Genomic DNA, 26,000 nt, shown 5'->3' with positions numbered 1-26,000 from the left:
CAGCTCCTCCTCACTTCTTCTTTGCAGCAGCAGAAGCAGCCTTCTTCTTAGCTTCCTCAATTGCCGCATCAGCAGCAGCCTTTTCAGCCTGCTCCTCGTTAATGGCCTCAGCAACCTTGTTCAGCTCATCCTGAACGGATACGCCGGCATAGCTGATCAGTTCCTCAACCTTGACCTTCTTGACAGGCTTCACAGTCGTGTGAATGTAAACCAGACCCTTGCGCGGTCCCGGAACATTGCCCTTGACCATGATGTAGTTGTCATCAGTGCTGACCTTCACAACCGTCAGATTCTGATTTGTTGTTGTGAAGCCGCCCTCCTGGCCAGGCATCGGTGCGCCCTTGTTGATGACGCCGTTGTTACGGCCGTTGGTAGCCATTGAACCAACATGGCGCTTGTTGCGGGAAGCACCATGGCTCTTCGGAGACATCGTTCCGTTGTTGCGGACGATGACACCCTTGTAGCCGTGTCCCTTGGAAGTGCCCTGAATGTCAACGACATCGCCTGCCTCGAAGAGGTCAGCCTTGATCTCGTCACCGGCATTGAAATTCATTTCATCTGCCGGAACTTCGCGGATAAACTTCTTCGGAGCCGTGTTTGCCTTCTTGGCATGGCCGATGGCAGCCTTGGTAGCGCGCTGCTCCTTGACATCTTCATAGCCAAGCTGCAGAGCTTCGTAGCCATCTGTTTCCTTTGTCTTCTTCTGCAGTACAACGTTCGGATTCACTTCAATGACCGTGACCGGAATCAGAGTTCCATCAACAGTGAATACCTGCGTCATACCGAGCTTACGTCCTAAGATACCTTTCATGTCTTATCACCCGGTTCCTTTCCTTAAAGCTTGATCTCGATGTCGACACCGCTCGGCAGATCCAGTCTGCTCAGCGCATCGATCGTCTCAGCACTCGGGCCGATGATCTCAATCAGTCTCTTGTGTGTACGGATCTCGAACTGTTCACGAGAATCCTTGTCCTTATGTACAGATCTTAATACGGTAATGACCTCTCTGTCAGTCGGCAGCGGTACAGGTCCAACGATCTTCTTCGCGCCGTGGCTGTTGGCTGTCTCAACAATCTTCTTGCTGGCAGCGTCCAGGCTTCTGTTTTCGTAAGCCTTCAAGCGAATTCTTACAGAATTCTTTGCCATGAAATTTTCCTCCTTTATTTCACTCCGCCATGCGGATCGCTCGATGTGAGTTCCCCGGTTATCACGTGACTGATGACAACGCCTGTCAGCGTGCCGGCAATCTCCCATGTCTACGCGAGTGCTTTGATATACTATCACCCTGAAAATCCCATTACAAGCACATTTTTCAATATTTTCCCAATTTCCACCGAACGCCTGTTCCCGTCTCAAAACAGGTCACTGCCGCTGCCACGACAGAACAAATGACAGGAATTTTCATGCCTCACAGTTAAAAAACGGACCGGATCTCATCAAAGTACTGTCGAAAATTCAAAAATTCACTGTTTTTTACAAGCATTGGCGCAAAAATTGCTCAGGCACTATGCTACGTAATGGGTAGACTCATCTAGTAACATATTAGGAGGGGGCCCAACATGACAGATATTCCGACCGATGATACCTTTGTTCGTGCTTCATTGATTCCGCTGCTCGAAGATACCGCCGATCTCATCCACAACCTTATCCGCTCCTATTACCGGGGCGAACTGGATGAAAAGGACCTTACCGCCGAAGTTTTCCTGATCGGAAAAGCCATGATCGGTTGGAACGACAATGCCGACAGTAAAGAACAGCTTACACTGCTGGAGGTCAAGAACCTTGCTGTTATGAACTACCTCAAGAACAATCCCATCAACAACCCAAAAGACAACAAAAAAGCTGCCGGGGCAACATCCATCTCATGATGGAGGCTCAGGCAGCCTCTTTTTTCAAAGCTGTAAATACAGCTCTTCTACTGCAGATCAACCAGCTTCCCGCCGCGCAGGAACACACGATGATCAGACAATTTTGAAACCTCATTGGAATGGGTTACAGCAATCACCGTTTTACCATACTTCTCAGCCAGCATCTGGAAGAGACGGATGATTTCCTGCTCCGTTTCCGAATCCAGGTTTCCGGTCGGCTCATCCGCAAAAATCAGATCCTCATTTTTCGCAATGGCGCGGGCAATCGCAATACGCTGCTGCTCTCCGCCTGAAAGATGCGTCACCAGACGATCCGCCTTACTTTGAACGATGCCTACCATATTTAATAGGGCATAGGCAAGTTCTTTGTGATTCTTCGGCAGCGTATTGTCTGTCTCCGTCATCGCCATCATGATGTTTTCGACACCGGTCAGATAGCTGATCAGATTGTAGGACTGAAAGACAATCCCAATCTTATTGCGGCGATACTGATAGAGACCGATCTTCTGAATATCTTCGCCCTGTAAATAAACGGTTCCCGACTCCTGCTTGTCCAGACCCGCCATAATCGACAGCAGCGTCGTCTTACCCGATCCGGAAGGACCGAGAATCGTATAGAACATACCAGCCTTGAAATCATAGGAAAGGCCCTTGAGAATCTCACGCTTGAACTGGCCGTCAATATAGCCATAGTGAAGATCTTCCAAACGCAGAATTGTATCTGTACCTGTACTCATCATCGGCCTCCTTAGTTCTGCTCCAGAAGAATCTGCTTCGGATTCAGACGCATAATCATAAAGGAAGGAATCACAATCGCGACCAGAACGACCGCCGTCCCGAGCACATAGATCTCACCGATCAGGCCCGCCGAAACCTTCACATGATACTGCGACAGCATCTCATCCTGCGTCACATTCGTAAAGTAGTTGGTCGTGTCGCTGAAGTAATAGTTGTTATCATCCGTATTGTCCGCATACTGCGACTCGGTCGCTGTCTGATACTGCAGCACCGCATCACCGACCCTGCCCGCGATCATGGATCCGGACACAACCGCCAGCGAGAAACCGATCAGCGCAATAATAAACAGCTCCACAAACAGCTGCAGAACAACCTTGCCCTTCGACACGCCCATCGACAATAGCACGCCGATCTCATATTCACGCGTTTTCAGTGTCAGTGCCGTTACCAGCGAAATGATGACGACCGCATTGATCACAACGATCCACACCAGAATATTTGAGAAGAAGCTCAGCGTATCCAGCGGCCGCGCCATCTTCTTAAACGCATCATCGTTCGCATTCAGAATCGTATAATCCGCCAGATCCGCCTGATGATCCGACACAAAGGCATCCGTATTCAGCGGATCGTCCAGCAGATAGACGACGGTGCTCGGTGTGCTGTAACTTTCACGCAGCGTATCTTCGTCTGTAGAATCTGCGTCCGAATACCAGTCGGGATGAAGCTTCATATTAATGGTTGCCTGTTTGACATTGAAGTTGACCACCGTATTGAACGGAACCAGCACAACATTCTTCGGCGACTCATACGGTGAAGCCCAGCGGAAATTGTCGCTGCTCGAATCGACTTCCTGCGTCGTCGTATAAATACCGATGATCTGCAGACTCATGGCAAAATCATCGATCGTCACATCCGGATTGTCACCGATCTGCGACTTCAGATCACTTTCCGACGATGACAACAGCTCGATCGTGTCGCCGACCTTGAGCCCGTTCTGATCCGCAAGATCCTGCGTGATGCACACAACATTGGCCGCAGAATCCAGATCATCCTGCGTATACCAGCGGCCGTCCACCAGCGTATAGGTGCCTTCCTGCATCTCGATCATGTTGGTCGAATTGGTGCCGTAGACCATGATGTTCGGTTCCTGGTAGGTCACCTGATTTCCATCTTCATCTATAAAGACGCTCTCGCCCTTCTGACTCTCATTGCCCAGCGGCACATTGTCGAAGCCGCGGCTGTACATGATCATCGTTGTCAGATAGTTGTAGGCAAGTACGCGGTCATCTTCCGACAGCTTCCTTGCGACATCGGCGCTCAGCTTCGGATAGTTGTTATATGCGTCGTTAATGGCGTCTTCATCCGTCAGTGTATCCACATAGTTCTGGTAGCCCTGCCAGTCCACTTCGTAGCTGACAGCTGCCCGCATCGATTTGCGGGTCAGGGTTTTCGCATTCGTTGCGGCCTGCGAAACACCGAGGCCCAGGATCACCAGATTTCCGATCAGGAAAAAGGTGATCATTAAAAGAACTGACTTAGCCGGCCTCCGCTTTACATAGGCGATCGCCCGATTCAAAAAATTCATTGTTTCCCCGCCTTTCTCTGTCTATTGTAATTGGCAGTTTCCCGTTTCTTCCACTGCGCAGCAGGATCTTAAGAATATCTTCAGAGAGTCAGTTCCTTCACAGCTGAAAGACCACTCGTCTTCCTGAAGGCCATATTGTTCGGATAGGCTTCGATCAGATCCGAAGGATCGATGCGCGTAAAGTCCGTATCCATGAAGCGGGCACGGTCGAAGATGACCGATACCAGCGTCACATCCTCATTGTGGCCGGTAGCCGTATTCAGGATCGAATCTTTGGCATTGATCAGTACACGGTCGACCGGCAGAAGGGCAAACATTTCCCGGGCAATGCGGATCACACACGAACAAACATAATCCTGCACAATATCGTTGCGCGTACTCTTTGCCAGCGCCTTCCGGGAAAGTTTCCCGGTACTGGTCAGGGCCAGCGTTTCCTGCGGCACAACTTCTTCCGACTTGACGTTGAACTCGACCGTCATCGAGGAAGGATCATCGGTTCCGACTTCAAAGTCGCTGCCGTACTCGGTCAGATCTTCGAAGGGCTTCACTTCGGCAAGCACCTCAAGATAGCTGTCGATATCGCCGGCAAGAATCTGTTCCGAAAGGTCATGGAGTTTCTTCCAGTCGCCATAGTCATCGAATTTACTGTTGTTGGCATCATGAAGATCTTCGCTGAACGAGTCATTCGACGCATTGAACGATACGCTGCGCGACGCCGGTGCCGGCTGTTCACTGATCTTCTTCCAGTCGATCGTCTCGCTGCATGTTTCGTGGACGCGCCGGATCATCTGCAGCTGCTGCTCGTATGCTTCGACTTCTTCAGCCGCATCTTCCTTAGAAGAATCTACTGCTGAGGCGGCAGCCGCGGCAGTTCCTGATGTATCTTCCGTCTCTGCCTTTTTCTTCTTTGGTGAGATGGTTTCAGTATCTTCACTCTTCTTGGCTTTGCCGAGCAGCTTCTTGAGGCTCGTCGTCTTGACGTAGGAAACGCCGGTCCCGGGGAGGCCGGCCGATGTTGTCAACTGGCCGTGTGAATTGATCGTTCCATGAAGTCCTGTTCTTCCGACGCTCAGACTGACGCCGGACTTGCTCAGATTGATTTTTACGCCCTTGGCGATCGTGATGCTTTTACGAAAACGAAGTCCCATATAACTTTCCCCTTCTGTTGTCTTCCTTATATATTTTACCGAACCAAAAGAGACACGAACATCGAACTGCGATGAGAGGCGTGGAATCGCTCCATCTTCTTTGGCACCCTGTGTGGTATTTTCCAATCATTTTGCGCAAAACCTTACAAATTTCACTTTGAAATTTGAACTCCTCTGATTAAAATAATCGAGGTCCCAAAAATATAGTTTTCTGCAGAAAAGTGTGTTGCCCAAAGGCGTAAATCCGACTTGAGGCAGCACATTTTTTATTTGTTAGGGGAGGTAGAAAATGCAGGATCTCAAAACATTTCTAACGCAGGAAAAGCCGGGTACGGTGATGAGCCACTACTCGCTTCCGTGCATCATTTCACTTCTGGTTGCGGCTCTCTACAACATCGTTGACCAGATCTTTATCGCCAACGCATCCTATCTTGGTTCCTATGGAAATTCGGCAAATACCGTCGTTTATCCGCTGACAGTTGCGGCGCTCTCCGTTGCCGTTCTGATCGGTGATGGTGTCTGCGCCTTCTCTTCAATTGCCTCAGGCGCCGGCCGCACCGACGATACGCACCACGCCGTCGGCAACGGCATCGTCATGTGCATCGTATCGTCTCTGGTTATTACAGCACTCTATCTGGTGTTTGCGGATCAGATCATTACCCTCTTCGGCGGTGCCGTATCACAGCGTACCTTCGAGCTGTCCCAGGAATATTTCTTCTGGATTACGCTTGGCATTCCGTTTTATATGTTCGGTCAGGCTGCCAATCCGATCATCCGTTCCGACGGTTCGCCGCGCTTCGCCATGTTTGCGACGCTGATCGGCTGCGTCGTCAATATCATTCTTGATCCGATCTTCATCTTCCCGCTCGGCATGGGCATGAAAGGTGCGGCAATCGCAACCGTCATCGGCCAGATTCTGACAGCTGTCGTTTCGCTATGGTATTTGAAGGATATGCGCACGATGCACCTGAGAAAGGAGAGCTTCCATCTCATTCCAAGAATCATGCGGCAGACGCTGTATCTTGGCATGACTTCCTTCCTGTCCCAGATCTCGATCGTCTGCTCCATGGCGGTGATGCAGAATATGGTTATGCGCTACGGTGCGATGGATCCGACCTTCTCGCAGCCGGAGTATGCCCAGATTCCGATGGCTGTCCTTGGCATTGTAATGAAGGTGTTCCAGATCGTGATCTCTGTGTCGGTCGGCATTGCGGCAGGTATGATTCCGGTTCTTGGCTTCAACATCGGAGCCGCTCTAAAAGAGCGTGCCGCCAAAATGTTCAAGCTCGTACTGAAAAGTGAACTGATTCTCGGTATCGCTGCGCTGCTGGTGGTGGAACTGCTGCCGCGGCAGCTGATCGGCATCTTCGGCGCCGCCAACGAGGCGGAAATCTATACGGAATTTGCCATCAAATCGTTCCGTCTCTATCTGATGCTGATACCGCTGGCGACGGTAAATAAAGGCACCTTCATCTCGATGCAGGCCATTGGCAAAGCAAAGGAATCCACCTTACTCTCCCTGTTCCGGGAAATCGTTCTTGGCTGCGGACTTGCCACCCTTCTGCCGGTATTCTTCGGTCTCGATGGTGTCCTCTACTCGATGCCGGCAAGCGACTTCTTCGCTTTCCTTGTGGCAGCGCATCTGATCCTTACGACGCTGCGCGAGCTGAACAGTGACGAAGTAACAGATCTTGCGCAGGCCAAGTAACAGCACGCAAAGCTGAATTCTGTCTTGAACGTTCATCTTCATCCCTATCCGTAAAAGGGCCTACAATGTTGATATGAAAACAGTCAGGCGCGGATGGCAGGAAGAAGATGAACGTTTTTTCAGTTCTGAGGAGATGGAGAAACTCTCCCTTTCCGCCTATGAGTGCGCCTTCCTTCTGGAACGCGGCTATCCTCTGCAGTCAGCGGTAACGTTCACGGCCAACCATCGCCTCCTTTCGCAGCGCCAGCGCATTGCAATGGGACGCATAACGGTATGTCCATCGCGTCTCCGGATGCGCAAGGCTCGGGAAATGGATCATCTCGATCCCGGCTGTACCGTCCATATTGATGCACTCAATGCCGTCATCCTGATGGAGACTGCTCTTTCGCACAGTGTCATCCTTCAGTGCATGGATGGCTGTATACGTGATCTGTCCGGTCTTGCCGGAACCTATGCCATCATTTCCGTAACCGACGAAGCGATCACGCGGATCCTGAAGAAACTTACGCAGCTCGGTGCTTCCAAGGCGGTGTTCTGGATCGATTCCCCCGTCTCCAACAGCGGCCGCCTCAAGCAGCACATCGCCGACTGCGCCGACAGGCTTCAATTTCCTGTCGATCTGCAAATGGTGCATAACGCCGATACGGAACTGAAGAAGCTGGACCATGTCATCAGCGGCGATTCTGAAATCATTGAGCAATGCAAAAGCTGGTTCAATCTATATCCATTACTGATCAACGATATTGAAGATCCGTGGATCGTGCATCTCGATCCGCACTGAACAGCACACGCAAGAAGATATTCATGCATATATCTGATCTGATTAGACCGGAAGGCATTGCGGTGCTGCAGATGGAATGCCGGTTGATCTCTGGTTCATGATCGCTGCACCTGAAAACGGGGCAAAGGCACATCTTCAGATTCTCAGTTCCATGGGATCCTTGAACCTGATCATCTTCGGCGCCGTCGTCGCAATGATGATGGCTGCCGTCATGGCAGGCGGAATGGTTCCGCCGCTGGTGATCGCCCCCTCAACGACACTGTTTCCCAATCTCTCGAGTAAGAAGGATCGAAGCGCCGGCCTTGCCAACTACATCATCGGTTCCGCAGTTGCCGGAGCTCTGACAGCCGCCTTCCGCTGTGCAAGCCCTGCGCCGCACGGGGGCCTGTGTGTCGCAACCGTCAATTCACACCCGCTGCTGTATATCTACTCCGTATTTGCCGGTGCATTGCATTGATCGGCTGCGTGATTCATTCCCTGAGGAAAAAGCCGCTTTTCGATTAGGAAGACGGCTTTTCTGATCTGCTTATTAATTTTCTCAGGTCAGTCCCGTTTCAGAATATCCTTCTGATATTCCTTGGAGACATCCATTGTGTCCTGGTACCACTTCACGAAGTAAGGCTTCAGATTCTGATCCTGAAGCTTCGCCGAGTTCTTTTCAATATTGTCCTTCTCTCTGGAAGCATCAAACACCGGCATATTATTCTCTGCCTTGTACCTGGCTACATTCTCCACCGTGTGCATGCGCTCTTCAAACAGTTTGACCAGCTGATCATCGATTTCGTTGATTTTGACTCTGCTTTCCTGCAGTAAATTCACTAGGTTGTCTCCTTTTCTTCAGCAATTATAATGCCTGCTGCACCACGGGCAGAATTACATCATAAATGAACATCTAGGATACACACACCAGTAATGAAACTTAATCCGTTTCACCGAATTTAATCAGCTCAGCGACGCTGTTTTTATTCTCCCTTTCCTTCAATCATTTCCGGAAGTTAGGGTCCATGTCCACTAAGGTCCGATTCATCTGTTACTGATCGAGACTATTTTCATTCAATAGAAAATCAAACAGGCCAAGGCGAAGGATACCCTGCTCATCAATCCAGCTCTTTCCATAGCTTCTGGAAACAACAATCTTTCGGAAAGAATCGTTAACCGCAAGCAGTGGCCTCAGCTCCGTCCGCGTCTTTTCCTCTTCATCCATGTTGTAGGCTGACTGGATATAGTATTTTTTTCTTCCCTTGGTGGCGATGAAATCTATTTCCAGGTTTTTCTTCGTTCGTTCTCCTGATGGATCTTTTTCCCGTACATCAACAACACCTACATCAACGGCATATCCCCTGATTTGCAGTTCATTATAAAGAATATTTTCCATGATATGTGTCGGTTCCATCTGCCGCATACCAAGACGAACATTTCTCAGGCCAATATCTGTACAGTAGAATTTTGAAGGATAATCAAAATACCGCTTGCCTTTCACATCATACCGTTCTGCCCGGGAAAACAGGAAACTGTCCATCAGGTAGGAAAGATACTGGCTGATTGTTTCAGAGTCTGTTTTTGAAGATCTCGAACTGTTTACAGTTCTGGCAATCTTGCTGGCATTCGTCAGGGAGCCTATTGATGAGCAGAGACTACTGGTTAAATCTCGCAAAACGCCCGGCAGCTGAATCGCATATCTTTCCTCGATATCTTTAAAATAGATTTCTTCGAACAGGTTATCCAGGTAGTCATATTTGTCTTCATCCGTCTGCAGATTTAGCAGGTATGGCATTCCCCCATACATTGCAAATTCATCATAGGCATCCATCTTATCCCTCCCGGATGCCGCATAGTATTCCGCAAACGATAAAGGGAAAATATGAACCACATCCCCTCTACCCCGGAATTCCGTCAAAACATCCTTGGAAAGAACTTTTGAATTACTCCCAGTAACATAAACATCGATGTTTTTCATATGAAGGAAGCCATTCAAAACGCTGTAAAGCCTCACAGGCTGATCCGGGTTCCTCAGCTCCTCTTTCGAAATTGCAAACTGGATCTCATCAAGAAAAACATAATACTTCTTCCTGGGATCACTGCATTTCGCCCTGACATATTCCGATAATTTTCCCGGATCCCGGAACTGTTCATTCTGATCATCATCCAAGGCAAGTGTAATGATGTCCTCGCGATTCACATTCTGTGAAAGAAGATGTTGCAGAAAAAGATCAAATAGGATTGTACTTTTTCCGCACCTGCGAATCCCTGTAAGAATCTTGATCCGGCCATTCCATTCTTTGTTAATCAGTTTTTCTACATATCGTTTACGTTGAATGATCATTCCTGTTCTCCCGGAATTCAGGGGCGGTATCCACTTAATTCCGATTGAACTCTAACATACATATAATCGGAATTCAAGGACCATGTCCACCAACTTCCGATTCATATTACTGATCCGTTTCCGGAACATCTGCTCCCCAGTCAACACTTTCCACCTGAAACAGAGGATATGTCTCCCCTCCGTCTTTTAACAGAAAGGAGAAATTATCATACGCATAACGCTCCACACCTTCCATCATGATCTCATCCGGATCCAGCCAGCTGAGGTAAGCGGAATAGTAATTATCACGCCGAACAAAGAAGCAGCGACGATAGGCTTTAGAAAGAAAGGGCATCATACTGTTGCGAAAGCTGTCCCCAACGACCAGCAGCGTCTCATTTAAAGGCGCATCATCGTTGACCGACTCAATGACCGTCGAATCATATAGGGCATACCAGTTCACATCCATCTCCGGATGAAAGGTTTCCACCGGCTTAACGTCTTTCAACGTATTCGTCAACATGCTGAGGCGGATCAGATCCGTAATCTGATAATCTTCCTGTCCGTCGTCAAAGGAAACATTCCTCAGCCATGCCTCATCCAGCTGCGGGTGCACTGCCTTCAAATAGGCAAGTGTACCTACATAGGCGCCGCGTTTATTCCAATGCGTATCCTGCTTAAAATACACCTGCTGATCAGATGTCATCAATTGCTTGATGCAGTCATAACTTGCGATATCATTTGCCTGCATTTGTTTCTGCAGCTTTGCAAAGCGCGTCACATGATTCACTTTTGTGTAATAGTCCGGAAGATACTGAAAACAAACATTCTCCTTATTTGGAATCGTAAAGTAATACAGGGATGCGCCGATGGAATCTGCTATCGTTTGATTTTCTTTGATCGCAGACATCATCTCCTGGGTTTCTTCGTTTGAATATTGAGCAATTCCCTGCGCATCCTTAATCGGATCACCATCCTCAGGATTGTCATAGAACAGATAACCGTCATTTCCAATCACAACTTCACTGCTTAGAGAATCGTGAAACAGCGCATAATTCACTCTTGCCAGAAAACTCCGCAGCGCCGTTTTATACGGCAGTCTGTCATTGTAAAAATTCGTAATCTGTGCCGGGATTGCATCCCATGCCGTCGAAGCATCCGGAAAGGAACGCAGACTGTGGTTTTCCATCACATCATAGTCCGGATATTCATGCGTACATGGATAAACAATCTGCGGAACCAGCAGAATGGCAAGCACTGCCATAACAAACACATTTCGTACCGGCTGTCTCTTAGAACTGTGCATAAATAAATGTTGCCCCCGTTCCAAGGTATAATCCAGCTATTCCTGCAATCAGAAGAAGAATATCGATCAGATTCCGTGTCCCTTTACCTCGTCTGTACCAGCTGCCCAGTCCATGGATCCCTGCCATTGCCGCAACCATTAATACCAGTACATGCCACGGAACAATTTCTCGCACCAGCATCGTGCCTGTACCCACGCCAAACAGATGCGCATAGTACATTCCTGCATCCGCCAGTGTCGCACTGCGAAATAACACCCAGCCTAATATAACGAGCAGGTCACAATAGGCTGTCTGAAGAAAAAGCGGCAGATGGGCAATTTTCTGCTTCAGGCCGATCCGTTCCAGTATCATCATGATTCCGTGCATCAGTCCCCAAAGCACAAAGGTACCCTTTGCCCCATGCCACAATCCGGTAGCCGCAAAGACAAGCAGAAGATTGATGCAGGTATGGGCCATTCCTTTACGCGAGCCACCCAGAGGAATATAGAGATAGTTACGAAACCATGCCCCCAGGGAAATATGCCAGCGGCGCCAGAACTCTGTCAGACTATGCGACGCATAGGGGTGATCAAAGTTCTGATCAAAGTGAACGCCAAGAAGACGCGCAGATCCGATCGCAAGATCCGAATAGCCGCTGAAATCATAGTAGAGCTGCAGCACATACAGTAACAGACCGATCCATGCGGCAGCTTGCGTTAATTGCGCTGTACGTTCAAAGGCAAGATCCGCATAAGCACCCAGCATATCAGCCAGAACCGTCTTCTTAACAAGGCCATGGATACACTGGCGCACCCCGGCATCCATATCCTCTCCTGTTACTGCATGATCATTGGTCAGTTCCGCCACAAAGTCACGAAACCGCACAATCGGCCCCATTGTCATCTTTGGGAAAAAAGAAAGATAAAGGAATCCATCCAGAAAGGACCAGTCCATTTCTTTTTCCGTGTCCATTTGAAAGGAAACGATCGAAAAGACCAGGAAGCTGAAACCGATCGGAGACGTCAGCAGGCTGAATTTACACAGCAGAAGAATTCCAATGGACAGCAGAGAGCATAATACGCCAATGATTTGTCTTACGTCTGAAGTTTTCTTCTGCACGCTCTTTGCGACAAGGACATTGAGAAGGCAGAGTCCCATTGCCCAAAGGAAATGTTCTGGATCCAGAAAATACCAGAATACGATGCTCAAAAGCAGAAGAATAAACTTCTTCCTACCACCATGAGATAATCGAGCCGCAATAACGCTAACGGGAAGAAAAATGGAAAGATACAACAGCGACTGCAATGGCATGTGGTTTCCTTTCTCCTTCCTGTATGTTGCCGATTATAGCATGGTCTTCAGTTCGCCTTCGCTGCCGGCTTCTGATAGGTGATTCCCTCGAGATTTAGCAGATACTCTTTTCTATCCAAGCCCCCGCCATAGCCTACCAGTGCCCCGCGGCTACCGATCACACGATGGCAGGGAACAATGATACTGATGGGATTACGGCCGACAGCACCGCCGACGGCCTGGGCAGACATCCGCAGCTGGCCGCGGTCCTTTGCCGCCTTCTGCGCAATCTGCTGATAAGTAACAGAAGTACCATATGGAATATGCAGCAGATGGTTCCAGACGATCATCTGAAAGTCGGTGCCGATCATATGCAGCGATGCAAGTTCCGTGAACTCCCCGGGATCCTTTCCTGTAAAGTACAGATCGAGCCAGCGCTTGGCAGAAAGGATCACAGAGGTTTCGTTTAGTTCAAGACATTCGGGATTGATGAACCTTGGGGCTTTTTCATCCCGAAACCAAAGGCCGTTTAATCCTTCCTCATCCGAAGTAAGAACAATGTCTCCCAGTGGGGAGGAATAATACTGATAATACGCAGAACCACGTTTCATTGTTGTTCTCCTTCTCAACAAAACCATACCTATTATCGCATCAGAACAAAAAAACTCTCCCAGAGAAATGACTCTGAGAGAGTATGTAATACATGTTTGTTTCCGATTACTTGATGATTTCCGTAACGGAGCCGGAACCAACGGTACGGCCGCCTTCACGGATCGAGAACTTCGTGCCGTTCTCAAGAGCGATCGGGGAGAGCAGCTTAACATCCATGACGACGTTGTCGCCCGGCATGCACATCTCAGTGCCTTCCGGCAGAGTGATGACGCCAGTAACGTCAGTCGTACGGAAGTAGAACTGCGGACGATAGTTGGAGACGAACGGTGTATGACGACCGCCTTCTTCCTTCGTCAGAACGTAAACCTGAGCCTTGAACTCGTTGTGCGGCGTAACGCTTCCCGGCTTAGCGAGAACCTGTCCACGCTCAACCTGATCACGGTTGATACCACGGAGCAGAGCACCGACGTTATCACCGGCCTCAGCGAAGTCGAGAGTCTTACGGAACATCTCAAGAGACGTAACAACCGTCTTCTGCGTCGGACGCAGACCAACGATTTCAACTTCATCGTTCGGGTGGATCATACCACGCTCAACACGACCCGTCGCAACCGTACCACGGCCGGAAATCGTGAAGACATCCTCAACAGCCATGAGGAACGGCTTATCGTTATCATGAACCGGGCTCGGAATGTAAGTATCAATCGCATCGAGCAGTTCCTTGATTGCCGGTGTCCACTTCGGATCGCCTTCAAGAGCCTTCAGAGCGGAACCACGGATAACCGGGCAGTTCTCACCATCGAAGCCGTACTCAGTCAGAAGATCACGAGTCTCCATCTCAACGAGATCGATCAGCTCAGGATCATCAACCATGTCGCACTTGTTCAGGAAGACAACGATGCTCGGAACACCTACCTGACGAGCGAGCAGGATGTGCTCACGTGTCTGAGGCATCGGTCCATCAGTAGCTGCAACAACGAGGATTGCACCATCCATCTGAGCAGCACCGGTGATCATGTTCTTGACATAGTCAGCATGCCCCGGGCAGTCAACGTGTGCATAGTGACGCTTCAGAGTCTGGTACTCAACATGCGCCGTGTTAATGGTAATACCACGAGCCTTCTCTTCCGGAGCACCGTCGATCTGGTCATATGCCTCGAATACTGCATGTCCATCTTCCGGATGCTCAGAGAGATACTTCGTAATTGCCGCTGTCAGTGTCGTCTTGCCGTGGTCAACGTGACCAATGGTACCAACGTTAACATGTTCCAGCGAACGGTCGAAATGTTCCTTAGCCATAAGTTATTTTCCTCCTGGAATTTCTTTCTGTATTCAGACCGTAACCATTTTAAGATATCCGGTCCTTGTTTGCAATGCTGTTTGAACGCTTATTCTAAGCGCTAATGAAGCAGTTACGCAGCCTTATCCGCATTTACTTTTTCGCGGATTTCCTTAGCAATGGATGCCGGCACCTGCTCGTAGTGGTCTGTCTGCATGATGTAGGTTCCACGGCCCTGCGTAATGGAACGCAGATCCGTTACGTAACCGAACATCTCAGCCAGCGGAACGAAGCTCTCGATCTTGATGGCGTTGCCCGTCTCTTCCTGGTTGCGGATCTGACCTCTTCTCTTAACGAGGTCGCCCATCACGGAACCAAGATACTCCGCCGGAGCGGTGACATCGACACGCATGATCGGTTCCAGAATGACCGGATCGCACTTCTTGGCAGCTTCACGCAGCGCCAGAGCAGCAGCGATCTTATAAGCCTGCTCCGAAGAGTCGACTTCATGATAGGAACCGTCGAACAGCTGAGCCTTGATATCAACAACCGGATAGCCGGCTGTCAGACCATTGTTGAGAGCCTCTTCCAGACCCTGCTGCGTCGGCTTGATGAATTCCTTCGGAACCGAGCCGCCAACAGTCACATCCTCGAACTCGAAGCCCTTGCCCGGATTCGGAATAAAGCGGATCCAGACATCACCATACTGACCATGACCACCGGACTGACGAACGAAACGGCCCTCAACTTCAGCTTCCTTCGTAATCGTCTCACGGTAGGCAACCTGCGGCTTACCAGCCGTAGCCTCTACCTTAAACTCACGGCGCATACGGTCCATGATGATATCGAGCTGCAGCTCACCGACACCGGCGATGATCGTCTGACCTGTCTCCTCATCGGTGAAGCACTTGAAGGTAGGATCCTCTTCTGCAAGCTTCTGCAGAGCGCTGTCCATCTTCTGAGAGTCAGCCTTTGTCTTCGGCTCAACGGACATCTGGATAACCGGCTCCGGGAACACCATCTGCATCAGCTCAATCGGATGAGCCTCATCGCAGAGCGTATCGGAAGTCGTCGTATACTTCAGACCAACGGCACCCGCAATATCACCGGTATAGACATCCGTGATATCGGCACGGTGGTTTGCATGCATACGAACCAGTCGGCCCAGACGCTCACGCTTGCCCTTGGTAGCGTTGAGAACGTAGGAGCCAGCCGTCGCATGACCTGAGTAGACACGGAAATATGTCAGACGGCCAACGAACGGATCGGTCGCAATCTTGAATGCCAGTGCACTGAACGGAGCATCATCCGAAGGCTCACGCTCCTCCGGCGTACCGTCAGCCAGATGGCCCTTGGTCGCACCGATATCAAGCGGAGACGGCAGATAATCAACAACCGCATCCAGCAGCAGCTGAACACCCTTGTTCTTGTATGCGGAACCGCACAGAACCGGGAAGAACTCAGCGGAAATAACACCCTTACGGATTGCACGCTTCACTTCTTCAATCGTCGGCTCCTCGCCTTCCAGAACCTTCATCATGACATCGTCATCGTAATCAGCGATGGCTTCGAGCATGATCTGGTGACGGCGCTGTGCCTCTTCCTTGAACTGATCCTCGATCTCTTCCGTATGAATCTCGGTACCGAGATCGTTCTCATACATCTCCTGCTTCATGGTGACCAGGTCGATGATGCCGCGGAAGCTGTTCTCACGGCCGACCGGCATCTGAATCGCTGCCGCCTTGGCTCCAAGACGATCACCGATCGAAGCAACCGACATATCGAAGTCAGCACCCGTCGCATCCATCTTGTTGGAGAATACGATACGCGGAACATGATATTCCGTAGCCTGACGCCAAACGGTTTCCGTCTGCGGCTCAACACCGGCCTTGGAATCGAGAACCGTCACCGCGCCATCGAGAACACGCAGCGAACGTTCAACTTCAGCAGTGAAGTCAACGTGCCCCGGTGTATCGATGATGTTGATCTGGCAGTCCTTCCAGTGGCAAGTTGTAGCTGCCGATGTAATGGTAATTCCTCGCTCACGCTCCTGGTCCATCCAGTCCATCTGCGAAGCACCATCATGGGTCTCGCCGATCTTGTAGATTTTTCCAGTGTAGTACAGGATACGCTCCGTTGTGGTTGTCTTGCCGGCATCAATGTGGGCCATGATACCAATGTTGCGAATCTTGTCGATCGGAAATTCTCTAGGCATATATTTTCCTTTCCCTTACGAAATTACCAACGGAAATGTGCGAAGGCCTTGTTCGCTTCGGCCATCTTGTGAGTATCTTCCTTCTTCTTTACAGAAGCTCCTGTTCCATTTGCGGCATCCATGATCTCGCCCGCAAGACGCTGCTCCATCGTCGGTTCATGACGCAGACGCGCATAGCTTACGAGCCACCGCAGACCCAGCGTCAGCTTACGCTCAGCAGATACTTCAACCGGTACCTGGTAGTTAGCGCCGCCGACACGACGGACCTTGAGTTCCAGAGACGGCATAACATTTCCCAGAGCCTTCTCAAAGACCTCCATCGGATTCTGCTGTGTCTTCTCTTCAACGATGTTGAATGCGTTGTACAGAATGTTCTGCGCCGTTCCGCGCTTCCCATCGATCATGATACGGTTGATCAGTTTTGTAACGAGCTTCGAGTTATAGATCGGATCCGGAAGTACGTCACGCTTTGCTACATAACCCTTTCTAGGCATCTTCTTTCTCCTCTCTGATTACTTGGAAGCCTTCGGCTTCTTGGCACCGTACAGCGAACGGCCCTGGTTGCGTCCATCGACGCCTGCGCAGTCCAGCGTACCGCGAATGATGTGATAACGAACACCCGGAAGATCCTTGACACGGCCGCCACGGATCATGACAACGGAATGCTCCTGCAGGTTGTGACCAACACCCGGGATATAGGCTGTCACTTCCAGACCATTGGACAGACGAACACGAGCGTACTTACGAAGAGCAGAGTTCGGCTTCTTCGGCGTCATCGTGCCGACACGCGTGCAGACACCGCGCTTCTGCGGGCTTGCCAGCTTGGTCGGACGGTTCTCAAGCGAATTGTATCCGCGGTTGAGAGCCGGAGACTTGGATTTGTAGACCTTATTAGTACGTCCCTTACGTACCAACTGATTGATTGTAGGCATTTCTCCTACTCCTTTCCTATGCACACGTTTCCGTGTGGTTCCTCTTCTCAGCAATATTTACGGGTCCGCAAAAGCGCACCCGGGTTCAGCCAAGCTCATGCATAATACAGCGCACGTAACCCTGTTGTCAACGCATTTTAATCATTTTTTACAAAACAACGAATCCAAGCGTGCCACACATCCTCAAACGGCATAAAAAAAGCAGTCGCAAATCAGAATCACTGACCCGCGGCTGCTGACCTAAGCGTCCTTCCGGCGCCTTTTAACCTTCCTAACCAGATTAGCAAAGAACAGTACCACAAAGGCAACGCCGTTGATTGTTTCCAGCGTCCCGAAAGCCTTATTATCGATGCTCCAAAGCACCAGGAACAGAATCAGCTGAAGAAAGAGAATACCATCGAGAGGGCCGAATTGTGCCATATACATGAAGTCTCCTGTTTAAGCCGATTCTACCATGGAATATTCTCAAAACATATCCAGCTCAACCTTATGATCCGGAACCGGAAACGCATCCGACAACATCGCATATTCACTTTCACCCAGTTCCACATCCAGGACGGCGCAGTTCATCTTCACATGTTCAATCGTTGAAGCTTTCGGTACCGCAAACACCGTCGGATCATGAATCAGAAATGCGAGCATCACCTGTGTTTCCGTGACGTGATGATCGGCAGCCACCTTCTTCACTGCCGGATGTGTCACAATCCGCTTCCGCAGCTCAACGGTACGCACCAGCGGCGAATACGACATCGTCAACATATTGTGCTTCTTCAGCCACGGTACCAGATCATATTCCACGCCACGGGAGCCAAGATGATACAGCACCTGGTCGGTGACGCAGTCTTCGCCGCCCGCCGCCATCAGTTCTTCCATGTCCTTCACTTCGAAGTTACTGACGCCCCAGTGGCGGATCATACGTTTCTTTACCAGTTCGTTCATGCACGCAACTGTCTCGGACAGCGGCACTTCGCCGCGCCAGTGGAGAAGATACAGATCCAGATAGTCAGTGCCAAGCCTCTTCAGCGACTGTTCGCAGCTCTTAAAGATGTGCTCTCGTCCCGCATTCCATGGATATACCTTCGAAACAAGATACAGTTTCGAGCGATCATATCCCCGGACTGCTTCGCCGACCAGCTGCTCCGACTTTCCTTCTCCATACATCTCGGCCGTATCGATCAGTGTCATTCCATGTTCGATGCCATAGCGCAGGGCTCCAAGCTCCTGCTCATGTTTCGAAGGATCTTCGCCCATTTCCCAGGTCCCCTGCCCAAGGGCAGGTATTACCGTTCCATCTTTCAGTCTTACTGTCTTCATGCCTTCATCATAGCGGAAGCGGAAGTAAAATCTGTCACTTTGACTTAATTTCCACTTTCATCCGGCCCTTCAACACCGGTCTTCGGCACAAAGCGCGGTGAAGCGGACGTCAGCGGGAAGAACATTCTTTTGGCTGCGACCGGTTTCGAAGAAGCAGTGGAAGACGTCGATGAACCCGAACTTCCGGAATCGTTCTGCCTCCAGCCGGCATAGAGACGGTTTGCGGAAGGATCCGCCGAATCTACAAGCACCTCCGTATAAGGCCCGTCAGTGCAAGCGGCATCTTTATACCAGCCCGTAAACATCCAGTTTGAAGGAACTTTGCTCAGGTCCATCAGGACTCCGATGCCGGCCAGCGTAATCTGGCTGTTCTCCGGCAGCTGCGAAACTGTAACCGAGGAATCAACAGAGCCACTCGTTTTTACACCGAAGCGGCCAAAGTTAAAGTCATAGGTCAGCTGTGTCGTCTTCTGGATATCGCCCCATTGTGCAGTGAGCGTCATGCCGAAGCTGCTGCGGGTAAATGTGGCCGTCAGCGCATCAACCGACATCACATCGCTGTGCTTCATAGGCGCCGTCGCATTTGGATAATAAATCTTTCCGTCGCCGCTGGATTTCCAGCCGATGAACACCTTTCCTGCCGGGGCCTTGATACCGGATGCGGAAGCGACCGGAATACCGGCATCCTCGTAGTACCAGGTATCATCCGTTATCTCGTGGCCGGCTGTGCCGCCGTTCAGGTCATACCTCACCTGCCATGCGTCGATGCTGCGCCACTCGGCTTTCAATGTCGTATCGGCAGTGATTCCGGATGCGAAGTTAAACGGTTTCCCGTTGAATGTCCAGCCAAGGAAAACATAGCCGACACAGGAAGGATCCGCAGGCTTGGAAATGCTATGTCCGTATTCTACATTCGTATCCGGCTCAACCGCTGTGCCTTCTCCCGTATCGAAGGTGACGGTATAGGATTCCGGCACCCATTTTGCATACAGATCAATTTCGTTATGCGGCATCGTCGTATTGAAATCAAACGGCTTTGTCAGCTGCTGATCCACATACCATCCAGCGAAGACAAACTCCTCATTCCCCTCCTTCTTCTTTGTCGTTCCTTTGACATAAGAAGCTGGCTGATACTGATGCAGATCATCTTCATACAGCACGGATTGTGACGCTGCATCCGGACCCCCATCTGTATGGAAGTTCAACGGATAACTGTTGCGCTTGTAATAGACCCTGATCGGATCATCTTTACCGTTGTACATATGCTGACTGCCATCTGAATTCCGTGCCACGTGATAGTTCCCTTCACCATTCGTGCTATGGAACCAGTCTTCCGGATACCGGAACCAGATCTGCGCATTACCAGCGCCAAAGGTATGATAATGACCGTCGGAGTAGGCGATGTTCGGTGAGAAGCCAGGATAATCTGTCGTTGTCGCATCAAATCCGCCATACGTGCCGCTGCTGAACTGATCTACGCTCTTGAGGTAATAGGTTCTTGTGTCACCATCTTTACGAATTGAAGTATTCGTTACAGCTTCTTTCCCAGCCGGTGCTTTGCCATGCAGTGTTTCCAAATATAATTCATAAAAGGAATTGTCTCCGCCATATACCTGCTGTGTCATCGAAACATTCATCGACGGCATTAAGAGGAGATTCGACGGCACTTCCACAAATTCAGACCCACTCTTATAGGGAAATACAAACCGGTGCGTTCCATCAAAGAGCTCATCTTCCGGGCGAATGGCAAATACTGCCTTCCAGAAGTTCGTCAAATCGGAAGAATATTTCACCTGATCGTACTGCAGAGATTCCTTGGTTCCATCCGCCTTTGGAACCGTAATCGAAAGATTATAGGTCTTGCAGCGATAGTAGACATTGAAGATGGTCGATCCGTCAGCCGCGATCGCAGGCCTTGCCGGATCGTTCGAATCTTTTGGTGTACGCTCCGTATTCAGTTCATATCCATCGACGGGTTCACCATACGGTTCATGATAGATAAGCTGCTCATCAAATTGGGCCTTGGCTCCGGTCGTTCCCTTGAGAACTTCCTGGGCAATCATCTTATAGTCCCATGTACCGTCACCAACGCCGCCGCCGGGTTCCTTCTGATATTCCAGCCAGTAACGGACCGTATATTCCGTATCTGTCGCAGGCTTATAGCCGGCATAGAGCGTCATCGGCTGTGTCACATCCGCATGAAAGTCATACGGCGTTGTCAGATCCTGATCGGTGTACCACTGATCAAAGACATAACCTTCCTTGACCGGATCCGGATCCGGCTTCGCTGCTTTTCTGTTTTCATTCGTTGCATTTTTGGCGATGAACTGACGCGCAATAGAAGAGTCGCTGTTGGTTTCAAAGCTGATCCAGTATCCTTCTTTTAAAATCGGATAGAGGTTCACCGACGTTTTTCCAACATGATATTCGCCCGAAACACCTTTGGTACCATTCTTTTCTGTGCTCCAGCCATCCTGGCACTGCGTCAGGGGCTGCACCTGAATGAGCGGCGCATCTGGTTCAATTTTCACTGTTGAATCCGGTGCAACTGCCTGACTCTCGATCAGATTGTCATACTGATCGTAGTAATAAAGATAGATGCTGTCCTGAAATTGGGCATGAAGCCGGATTACGGCATCGTTCTGTGAAACATTGTCAATTGTTCCAAAGTCATGGAACAGATTTCCGGAAACATCCGCCCAGCCAAGGAACGCTGCCGTATCGCCATGGGAAGGAGCCTCCGGCTCCAGCAGCGTGTCACCTTTCTTAACGGTCTGCGACGATATCAGTGTTTCGCCATCATAGAATTCATAGGTTTCGAAAGGAATATCGTCCGTTCCGACGATGGCATAGATGGAGAAGCTGTCGGCAGAAAACTGTGCCGAACTGTCTGTGACCTGCTGAACCGAATTCACCGCCTCTGCCGATCCGTCTTCTTTAATGTGGACAACTTCATAATTATCTCCGGCAACGTATGCAGCTGTCTGCAGCGTAACCTGCACATTTCTGCCATCGGCGGGTTCCACTTCATTGCCACTGCCATCATGGAAGGTAATGTCGACAGCGGCCGCATCGATAACGTCTTTCCCTAACAGATCCGCTGCGGCAGCCGCAGCCTCCTCTTCAGATACGGTTGTTACTGTTACGGTAGTGCCGGCGGGGAAAGTGCCTTCATCCGCATGAATGATTGCTGTTACACCATTATCTGCCGTGACCGATGCGTCAATGGAAGGCATCGGATCCGTTTCCATCGTCGGTTCTACTGCCTCTGCCGATGGTGCCGGCGCAGGTGTTTCTGAGGGAGCTGCCGTCATCTGCGATGCTGCGGTACTTTCCGCTTCTGCAGTGACCTCTGGCTGTGGTGCAGTGGTCGCTGCCGCTGTACTTTCGGGTGCAGGCGTTATCGTCGGCTGCGGTGCCGGTGTATCTTCACTGGCGTCAACCGTGGGAACAGCTTCACTGTCTTTATCTGGCTCCGTACTTTGTTCGTCGCCGGTGTCCTGGCTGCCGTCATCGGGCTGCGTAACTGTTTCCGTGTCGCTGACTGTATCGCCGTCTTCCGCATGGACAGAAACCGGCGCATACGTCAGTGCCAGGACGCCGCATAACAGAATCCGCATAATGAAAAGAGAATGATCAAAATGATGTGAATGATTGTTGCGACTCATGTTTGCCCCTCCTGCAGGCATGAAACAATCTGAAACACGCATCGTTTTCATGTCTGCTTATAGCAGCTGTTGTTTGGATGCAGTTGTTGTGTGCAGGTGTTATAGCACCACTATGAGTTGTATAAAATATTTTCAAGCCTGGTTTTACCCAAATAGCACATTTTGTGTATTCTTTCACATAATTGCAGAAAGAAAAGGACTGCGGCACGTTCTCTGCTGCAGTCCGGTTCATTCGTATTTGTTAATTCGCCTTGTAGGTAACCCAGGAACCATTATCGGCGATCCACTGGTTATTGCCGATCTGGTACCACGTATAGCCGCCGGACGTTGTCGATGAGTAGACATCATAGGTCTGCCCGCTGGTTGCGGTTCCGACAACCGATCCTCCGGTAGAGGCAGAGGAGCGGATGTTGAGGCCGCTGACATTGACCGTGGCGCGACCGATGGCGCTGCCCGTTGTCGTTGTGCTTGCAGTTGCTGTGGCAGTTGCGGTTGCGGCAGGTGAAGCGGTTGCCGTCGTTTCGCTGGAAGACGAAGCTGTCGCACTGGCATCTGCAGATGCGTCAGGTGTTGCGGTCGCTTCAACGGTCGGCGTTGTTTCAATGGTAGCCGTCGGCGTTGCGGAAGGTGTCGCCGTTTCCTGTACATCAGCCGATGGCAGGAACGGAATCTTTCCAAACGTGCCGTTATAGGCCTTTGGAACAAAGATATACAGAACCAGGGCAAGAGCTACGACGGCAAGGATGCCGATCAGTACGCCAAGCAGCCATCCCGGTATTCCACCACCCTCTTCGTAGTCTTCATCATCGTCGTCTTCATCTTCTTCGACGACCTTCTTTCTGCGTGCGGAGCGGCGGGGTTTTTCTTCTTCCTCTTCTTCGTCCTCGTCATCTTCGTCATCGTCCTGTTTCTTATGGCGATGGAAGAGGCCTCTGGGCTTCTCGTCCTCATCCTCTTCGTCATCTTCATCCTCTTCTTCGACGACTTTCTTCTTCTTTGAGCCAAAGAGGCGGCGCGGCTTTTCTTCCTCTTCTTCCTCGTCGTCCTCATCTTCTTCCGTTACCGTGGGACGGGAGACTTTGGCAGGCTTAACAGGCTCGGGCTGTTCTTCGACCGGTTGCTGCGGCTGCGGAGCAGAGATCTTGACGGGGGAATCGGGGCTCGAAGGAGACGATCCGAAGGGTCCGAACGACAGGTCGTCATCCGTTCCCGAAAGAATATCGGAAATCGACTGTTCCGAAGCCACCATATATTTCTGAATTTCCTTGGTCACATAGCCATCAAGGAAGGAATTGAAATCTCCGCCCTGCGGCAGATTGGAAATGTGGGCAAAGGCGCTGGAGAAGGAATGGATCTCTGCATTCTTTTGATCCTCTTCCGGTACACCTGCGCTGCGGATCTTATCCTTCACCTGGTGATGATATGCTTTGACAAGCGACGTAATCGCGGCACTGTTGCCGCCGCGTGCCTGTTCAACCAGCTGATTTAACTCTTCACGTTCCATAGTGTCTCCTTTTGTGAAACTGAAACAGCTTCCTGCTTATTTTACTACCCAATCCACTGAGGATGGGTATCGATGAGTCCATATATCTCGTCAAGATGCGTAATAACTGCGTCAGGACCGGCATTGACGATGGCCGAACGCTTGCCTTCATTGGTCACGATACCGATGGTGAAGGCACCGGCAGCCCTGCCTGCCAGCACGTCCATAGCGCTGTCGCCGGTATAGACGCATCTCTCTGTGCCAAGCGTCGCCATTGCCTTACGTATGCCTTCGGGATCTGGCTTCTCCTTCTCTACATCATCGCGTCCGATCAGTATGGAGAAACAGTCTCCCATGCCCTGTTCCTTCAGGATCTCGACCAGGCTTTGATGGAGCCGTGTCGTAAAGATGCCGGTAGGTACGTTATGTTTCTGCAGATATGACAGTAATTCCTTCGCGCCGTCGAATGGATGGATGAGGCGGCGCGCCTGTGTCTTCTGGTATTCGATGTATTCGGGAATCAGTTTATTTGCATCTTCGTCGGGGAAGAGCTTCGGTATTTCGGTCTGCAGCGATGGTCCGAGCACTTCAACCTGAAGCTGCGGCGTAAATTCATCAACGGTGCGATAGGTTTCGAAGAGGTGGCGGAAGCTTGCGAGAATGGCAGGTTCCGTGTTCATCACCGTACCGTCAAAGTCGAAGAGGAACAGGGTCTTCATTGAGCATTCTCCTTTTTCTCTTCTTCCTGTTCCTGATCCTCTCTGATCAGCGTATTGCGCAGGCGCTGCTTGAACATGGCCGAGGAATGGTAGCCTTCCTCTTCGAGCAGGAAGTTCATGACAGCCGCTTCAATGACGGATGACGTGGAACGGCCCGGGGAAACGGGCAGCTCCAAGGTCGGAACCTGGACATCGAGGATGTTGGTGAACTGGCGCTCTTCGTCGCCGATGCGCATGTATTCCTTCTTGGGATCAAACGGCGTCAAATGGATGCGCAGATCAATGTTGGCGCGGGCCGAGAGGCAGTTGGCGCCATACATGCGTTCAACATCGACGATGCCGATGCCGCGGATCTCCATCATCCCCTTGAGAATATCCGGCGCATGACCGACGAGGACGTTATGAATCTTCTGCACATCGACGCGATCGTCAGCAACCAGTACCTGCCCGTCGCGGATCAGTTCGAGGGCGGCTTCCGATTTGCCCATGCCCGATTCGCCCGTAATCAGGATGCCTTTGCCATACACCAGCAGAAGTTCGCCGGAGATGCTTTGTTCCTGGGCGAGATGCTCATCGAGGTAGGTGATCAGATCGACCATCACCTGATACGTCACAACCGGTGTCGTAAAGATGGGGAAGTTGCGCTCCCGTCCAACTTCGGCAAGGACGGGCGGAACCTCGTTGCCATGCGTCACGATGATCATCGGCGTCAGACCGTCGGTAATGGACTGATAGCGTTTGCGCTGCTCCTCTTCGCTGAGATCCTGGATATAGTTGTATTCCTTCTGTCCGAAGATAACGATACGCCGCGGCTCCGTCGGCTTATAGTAGCCTGACAGCTCAAAGCCCGGGCGGTTCAGATCCGGAATCACGACCCAGCGATTGAGCGACGCCGCATCTCCGGTCACCTGCTTCAGATGCATGAATTCGACGATATCACCGATCATGACGCGCTTTGTATATTCCGTATTGTCTGCCATGGCTTTATCCTCTTTGTTTGCGGCCCCATTATACCCGATGAGTCCGCTTCAAAAAAGAACCTCCCATGCCTGCAATCCTTAAGAGCACATTA

Annotated in this window: 24 protein-coding genes; 4 read left to right on the top strand and 20 right to left on the bottom strand. The window is 50.6% G+C overall.

Features of this window, described 5'->3' with window-relative positions; all coding sequences use genetic code 11:
* Positions 1-10 precede the first annotated feature (10 nt).
* Together rplC and rpsJ are read right to left on the bottom strand one after the other, a co-directional pair.
* Positions 11-811 carry a 50S ribosomal protein L3 gene (gene rplC / locus C1714_RS03750; protein WP_102341936.1) on the bottom strand — a complete coding sequence of 267 codons (801 nt, stop codon included), beginning with the start codon at positions 809-811 and terminating at the stop codon, positions 11-13.
* A 23-nt stretch (positions 812-834) separates the two neighbouring features.
* Positions 835-1,146: a 30S ribosomal protein S10 gene (gene rpsJ, locus C1714_RS03745; protein WP_102341935.1), complete on the bottom strand. Its 312-nt coding sequence runs from the start codon at positions 1,144-1,146 to the stop codon at positions 835-837.
* 413 nt (positions 1,147-1,559) lie between these two features.
* On the opposite strand from rpsJ, the gene C1714_RS03740 reads away from it, so the two are divergent.
* Complete coding sequence (locus tag C1714_RS03740) at positions 1,560-1,868, top strand: hypothetical protein (protein ID WP_102341934.1); 309 nt, start codon at positions 1,560-1,562, stop codon at positions 1,866-1,868.
* Between the two features lie 47 nt (positions 1,869-1,915).
* Here the strand turns inward: C1714_RS03740 and C1714_RS03735 are convergent, their stop codons facing one another.
* The 3 genes from C1714_RS03735 to C1714_RS03725 all read right to left on the bottom strand — a co-directional run bounded on the left by C1714_RS03735 (position 1,916) and on the right by C1714_RS03725 (position 5,339).
* Positions 1,916-2,605: an ABC transporter ATP-binding protein gene (locus C1714_RS03735; protein ID WP_102341933.1), complete on the bottom strand. Its 690-nt coding sequence runs from the start codon at positions 2,603-2,605 to the stop codon at positions 1,916-1,918.
* Positions 2,606-2,616: 11 nt separating this feature from the next.
* On the bottom strand, positions 2,617-4,191 hold the full coding sequence (locus C1714_RS03730; protein ID WP_102341932.1) for an ABC transporter permease: 1,575 nt from the start codon (positions 4,189-4,191) through the stop codon (positions 2,617-2,619).
* An 80-nt stretch (positions 4,192-4,271) separates the two neighbouring features.
* Positions 4,272-5,339 (bottom strand): DUF4236 domain-containing protein, encoded by a 1,068-nt coding sequence (locus tag C1714_RS03725; RefSeq protein WP_102341931.1) that lies wholly within the window; start codon positions 5,337-5,339, stop codon positions 4,272-4,274.
* A 289-nt stretch (positions 5,340-5,628) separates the two neighbouring features.
* Between C1714_RS03725 and C1714_RS03720 the strand changes: the two genes are divergently transcribed.
* From C1714_RS03720 to C1714_RS03710, 3 genes are all read left to right on the top strand, one after another.
* Positions 5,629-7,047 (top strand): MATE family efflux transporter, encoded by a 1,419-nt coding sequence (locus tag C1714_RS03720; protein WP_102341930.1) that lies wholly within the window; start codon positions 5,629-5,631, stop codon positions 7,045-7,047.
* A gap of 73 nt (positions 7,048-7,120) precedes the next feature.
* A complete protein-coding gene (locus tag C1714_RS03715) occupies positions 7,121-7,828 on the top strand; it encodes a DUF434 domain-containing protein (protein ID WP_102341929.1) in 708 nt (235 codons plus the stop codon).
* A gap of 76 nt (positions 7,829-7,904) precedes the next feature.
* Entirely contained in the window at positions 7,905-8,285 is a 381-nt protein-coding gene (locus tag C1714_RS03710) for a hypothetical protein (protein ID WP_102341928.1), read from the top strand.
* 86 nt (positions 8,286-8,371) lie between these two features.
* Here C1714_RS03710 and C1714_RS03705 read toward each other — a convergent pair whose 3' ends face one another.
* The 15 genes from C1714_RS03705 to hprK form a co-directional block, all read right to left on the bottom strand.
* A complete protein-coding gene (locus C1714_RS03705) occupies positions 8,372-8,647 on the bottom strand; it encodes a chorismate mutase (protein WP_102341927.1) in 276 nt (91 codons plus the stop codon).
* Positions 8,648-8,858: 211 nt separating this feature from the next.
* The gene (locus C1714_RS03700) at positions 8,859-10,151 is read right to left on the bottom strand and encodes an ATP-binding protein (RefSeq protein WP_102341926.1); all 1,293 of its coding nucleotides are present in this window, start codon (positions 10,149-10,151) and stop codon (positions 8,859-8,861) included.
* A gap of 106 nt (positions 10,152-10,257) precedes the next feature.
* Positions 10,258-11,436 carry an alginate O-acetyltransferase AlgX-related protein gene (locus C1714_RS03695; RefSeq protein ID WP_102341925.1) on the bottom strand — a complete coding sequence of 393 codons (1,179 nt, stop codon included), beginning with the start codon at positions 11,434-11,436 and terminating at the stop codon, positions 10,258-10,260.
* A complete protein-coding gene (locus C1714_RS03690) occupies positions 11,423-12,625 on the bottom strand; it encodes an MBOAT family O-acyltransferase (RefSeq protein ID WP_167849916.1) in 1,203 nt (400 codons plus the stop codon). Before C1714_RS03690 ends, C1714_RS03695 begins: the two co-directional genes overlap by 14 nt.
* A gap of 149 nt (positions 12,626-12,774) precedes the next feature.
* The gene (locus tag C1714_RS03685) at positions 12,775-13,317 is read right to left on the bottom strand and encodes a methylated-DNA--[protein]-cysteine S-methyltransferase (protein ID WP_102341923.1); all 543 of its coding nucleotides are present in this window, start codon (positions 13,315-13,317) and stop codon (positions 12,775-12,777) included.
* A 106-nt stretch (positions 13,318-13,423) separates the two neighbouring features.
* On the bottom strand, positions 13,424-14,617 hold the full coding sequence (tuf, locus tag C1714_RS03680; RefSeq protein WP_102341922.1) for an elongation factor Tu: 1,194 nt from the start codon (positions 14,615-14,617) through the stop codon (positions 13,424-13,426).
* A 113-nt stretch (positions 14,618-14,730) separates the two neighbouring features.
* Complete coding sequence (gene fusA, locus C1714_RS03675; protein ID WP_102341921.1) at positions 14,731-16,812, bottom strand: elongation factor G; 2,082 nt, start codon at positions 16,810-16,812, stop codon at positions 14,731-14,733.
* Positions 16,813-16,835: 23 nt separating this feature from the next.
* Complete coding sequence (rpsG, locus tag C1714_RS03670) at positions 16,836-17,306, bottom strand: 30S ribosomal protein S7 (RefSeq protein ID WP_102341920.1); 471 nt, start codon at positions 17,304-17,306, stop codon at positions 16,836-16,838.
* 18 nt (positions 17,307-17,324) lie between these two features.
* Positions 17,325-17,744 carry a 30S ribosomal protein S12 gene (gene rpsL / locus C1714_RS03665; RefSeq protein WP_102341919.1) on the bottom strand — a complete coding sequence of 140 codons (420 nt, stop codon included), beginning with the start codon at positions 17,742-17,744 and terminating at the stop codon, positions 17,325-17,327.
* A 240-nt stretch (positions 17,745-17,984) separates the two neighbouring features.
* A complete protein-coding gene (locus C1714_RS03660; protein ID WP_135567878.1) occupies positions 17,985-18,164 on the bottom strand; it encodes a hypothetical protein in 180 nt (59 codons plus the stop codon).
* Positions 18,165-18,209: 45 nt separating this feature from the next.
* Positions 18,210-19,058, bottom strand: a complete 849-nt coding sequence (locus C1714_RS03655) for an aldo/keto reductase (RefSeq protein ID WP_102341917.1) — start codon at positions 19,056-19,058, stop codon at positions 18,210-18,212.
* A gap of 44 nt (positions 19,059-19,102) precedes the next feature.
* A complete protein-coding gene (locus tag C1714_RS03650; protein WP_167849915.1) occupies positions 19,103-22,726 on the bottom strand; it encodes an InlB B-repeat-containing protein in 3,624 nt (1,207 codons plus the stop codon).
* Between the two features lie 241 nt (positions 22,727-22,967).
* A complete protein-coding gene (locus C1714_RS14210; RefSeq protein WP_102341915.1) occupies positions 22,968-24,230 on the bottom strand; it encodes an SH3 domain-containing protein in 1,263 nt (420 codons plus the stop codon).
* Positions 24,231-24,274: 44 nt separating this feature from the next.
* Positions 24,275-24,928 (bottom strand): HAD family hydrolase, encoded by a 654-nt coding sequence (locus tag C1714_RS03640; protein WP_102341914.1) that lies wholly within the window; start codon positions 24,926-24,928, stop codon positions 24,275-24,277.
* On the bottom strand, positions 24,925-25,908 hold the full coding sequence (gene hprK / locus C1714_RS03635; protein WP_102341913.1) for an HPr(Ser) kinase/phosphatase: 984 nt from the start codon (positions 25,906-25,908) through the stop codon (positions 24,925-24,927). The genes C1714_RS03640 and hprK overlap by 4 nt, the downstream gene beginning before the upstream one ends.
* Positions 25,909-26,000: the final 92 nt, after the last annotated feature.

Origin of the sequence: Galactobacillus timonensis (assembly GCF_900240265.1) — a bacterium.
Lineage (GTDB): Bacteria > Bacillota_I > Bacilli_A > Erysipelotrichales > Erysipelotrichaceae > Bulleidia > Bulleidia timonensis.
The sequence above is the reverse complement of the archived record's forward strand: the minus strand, read 5'-3'. Positions and strand labels throughout refer to the sequence as shown.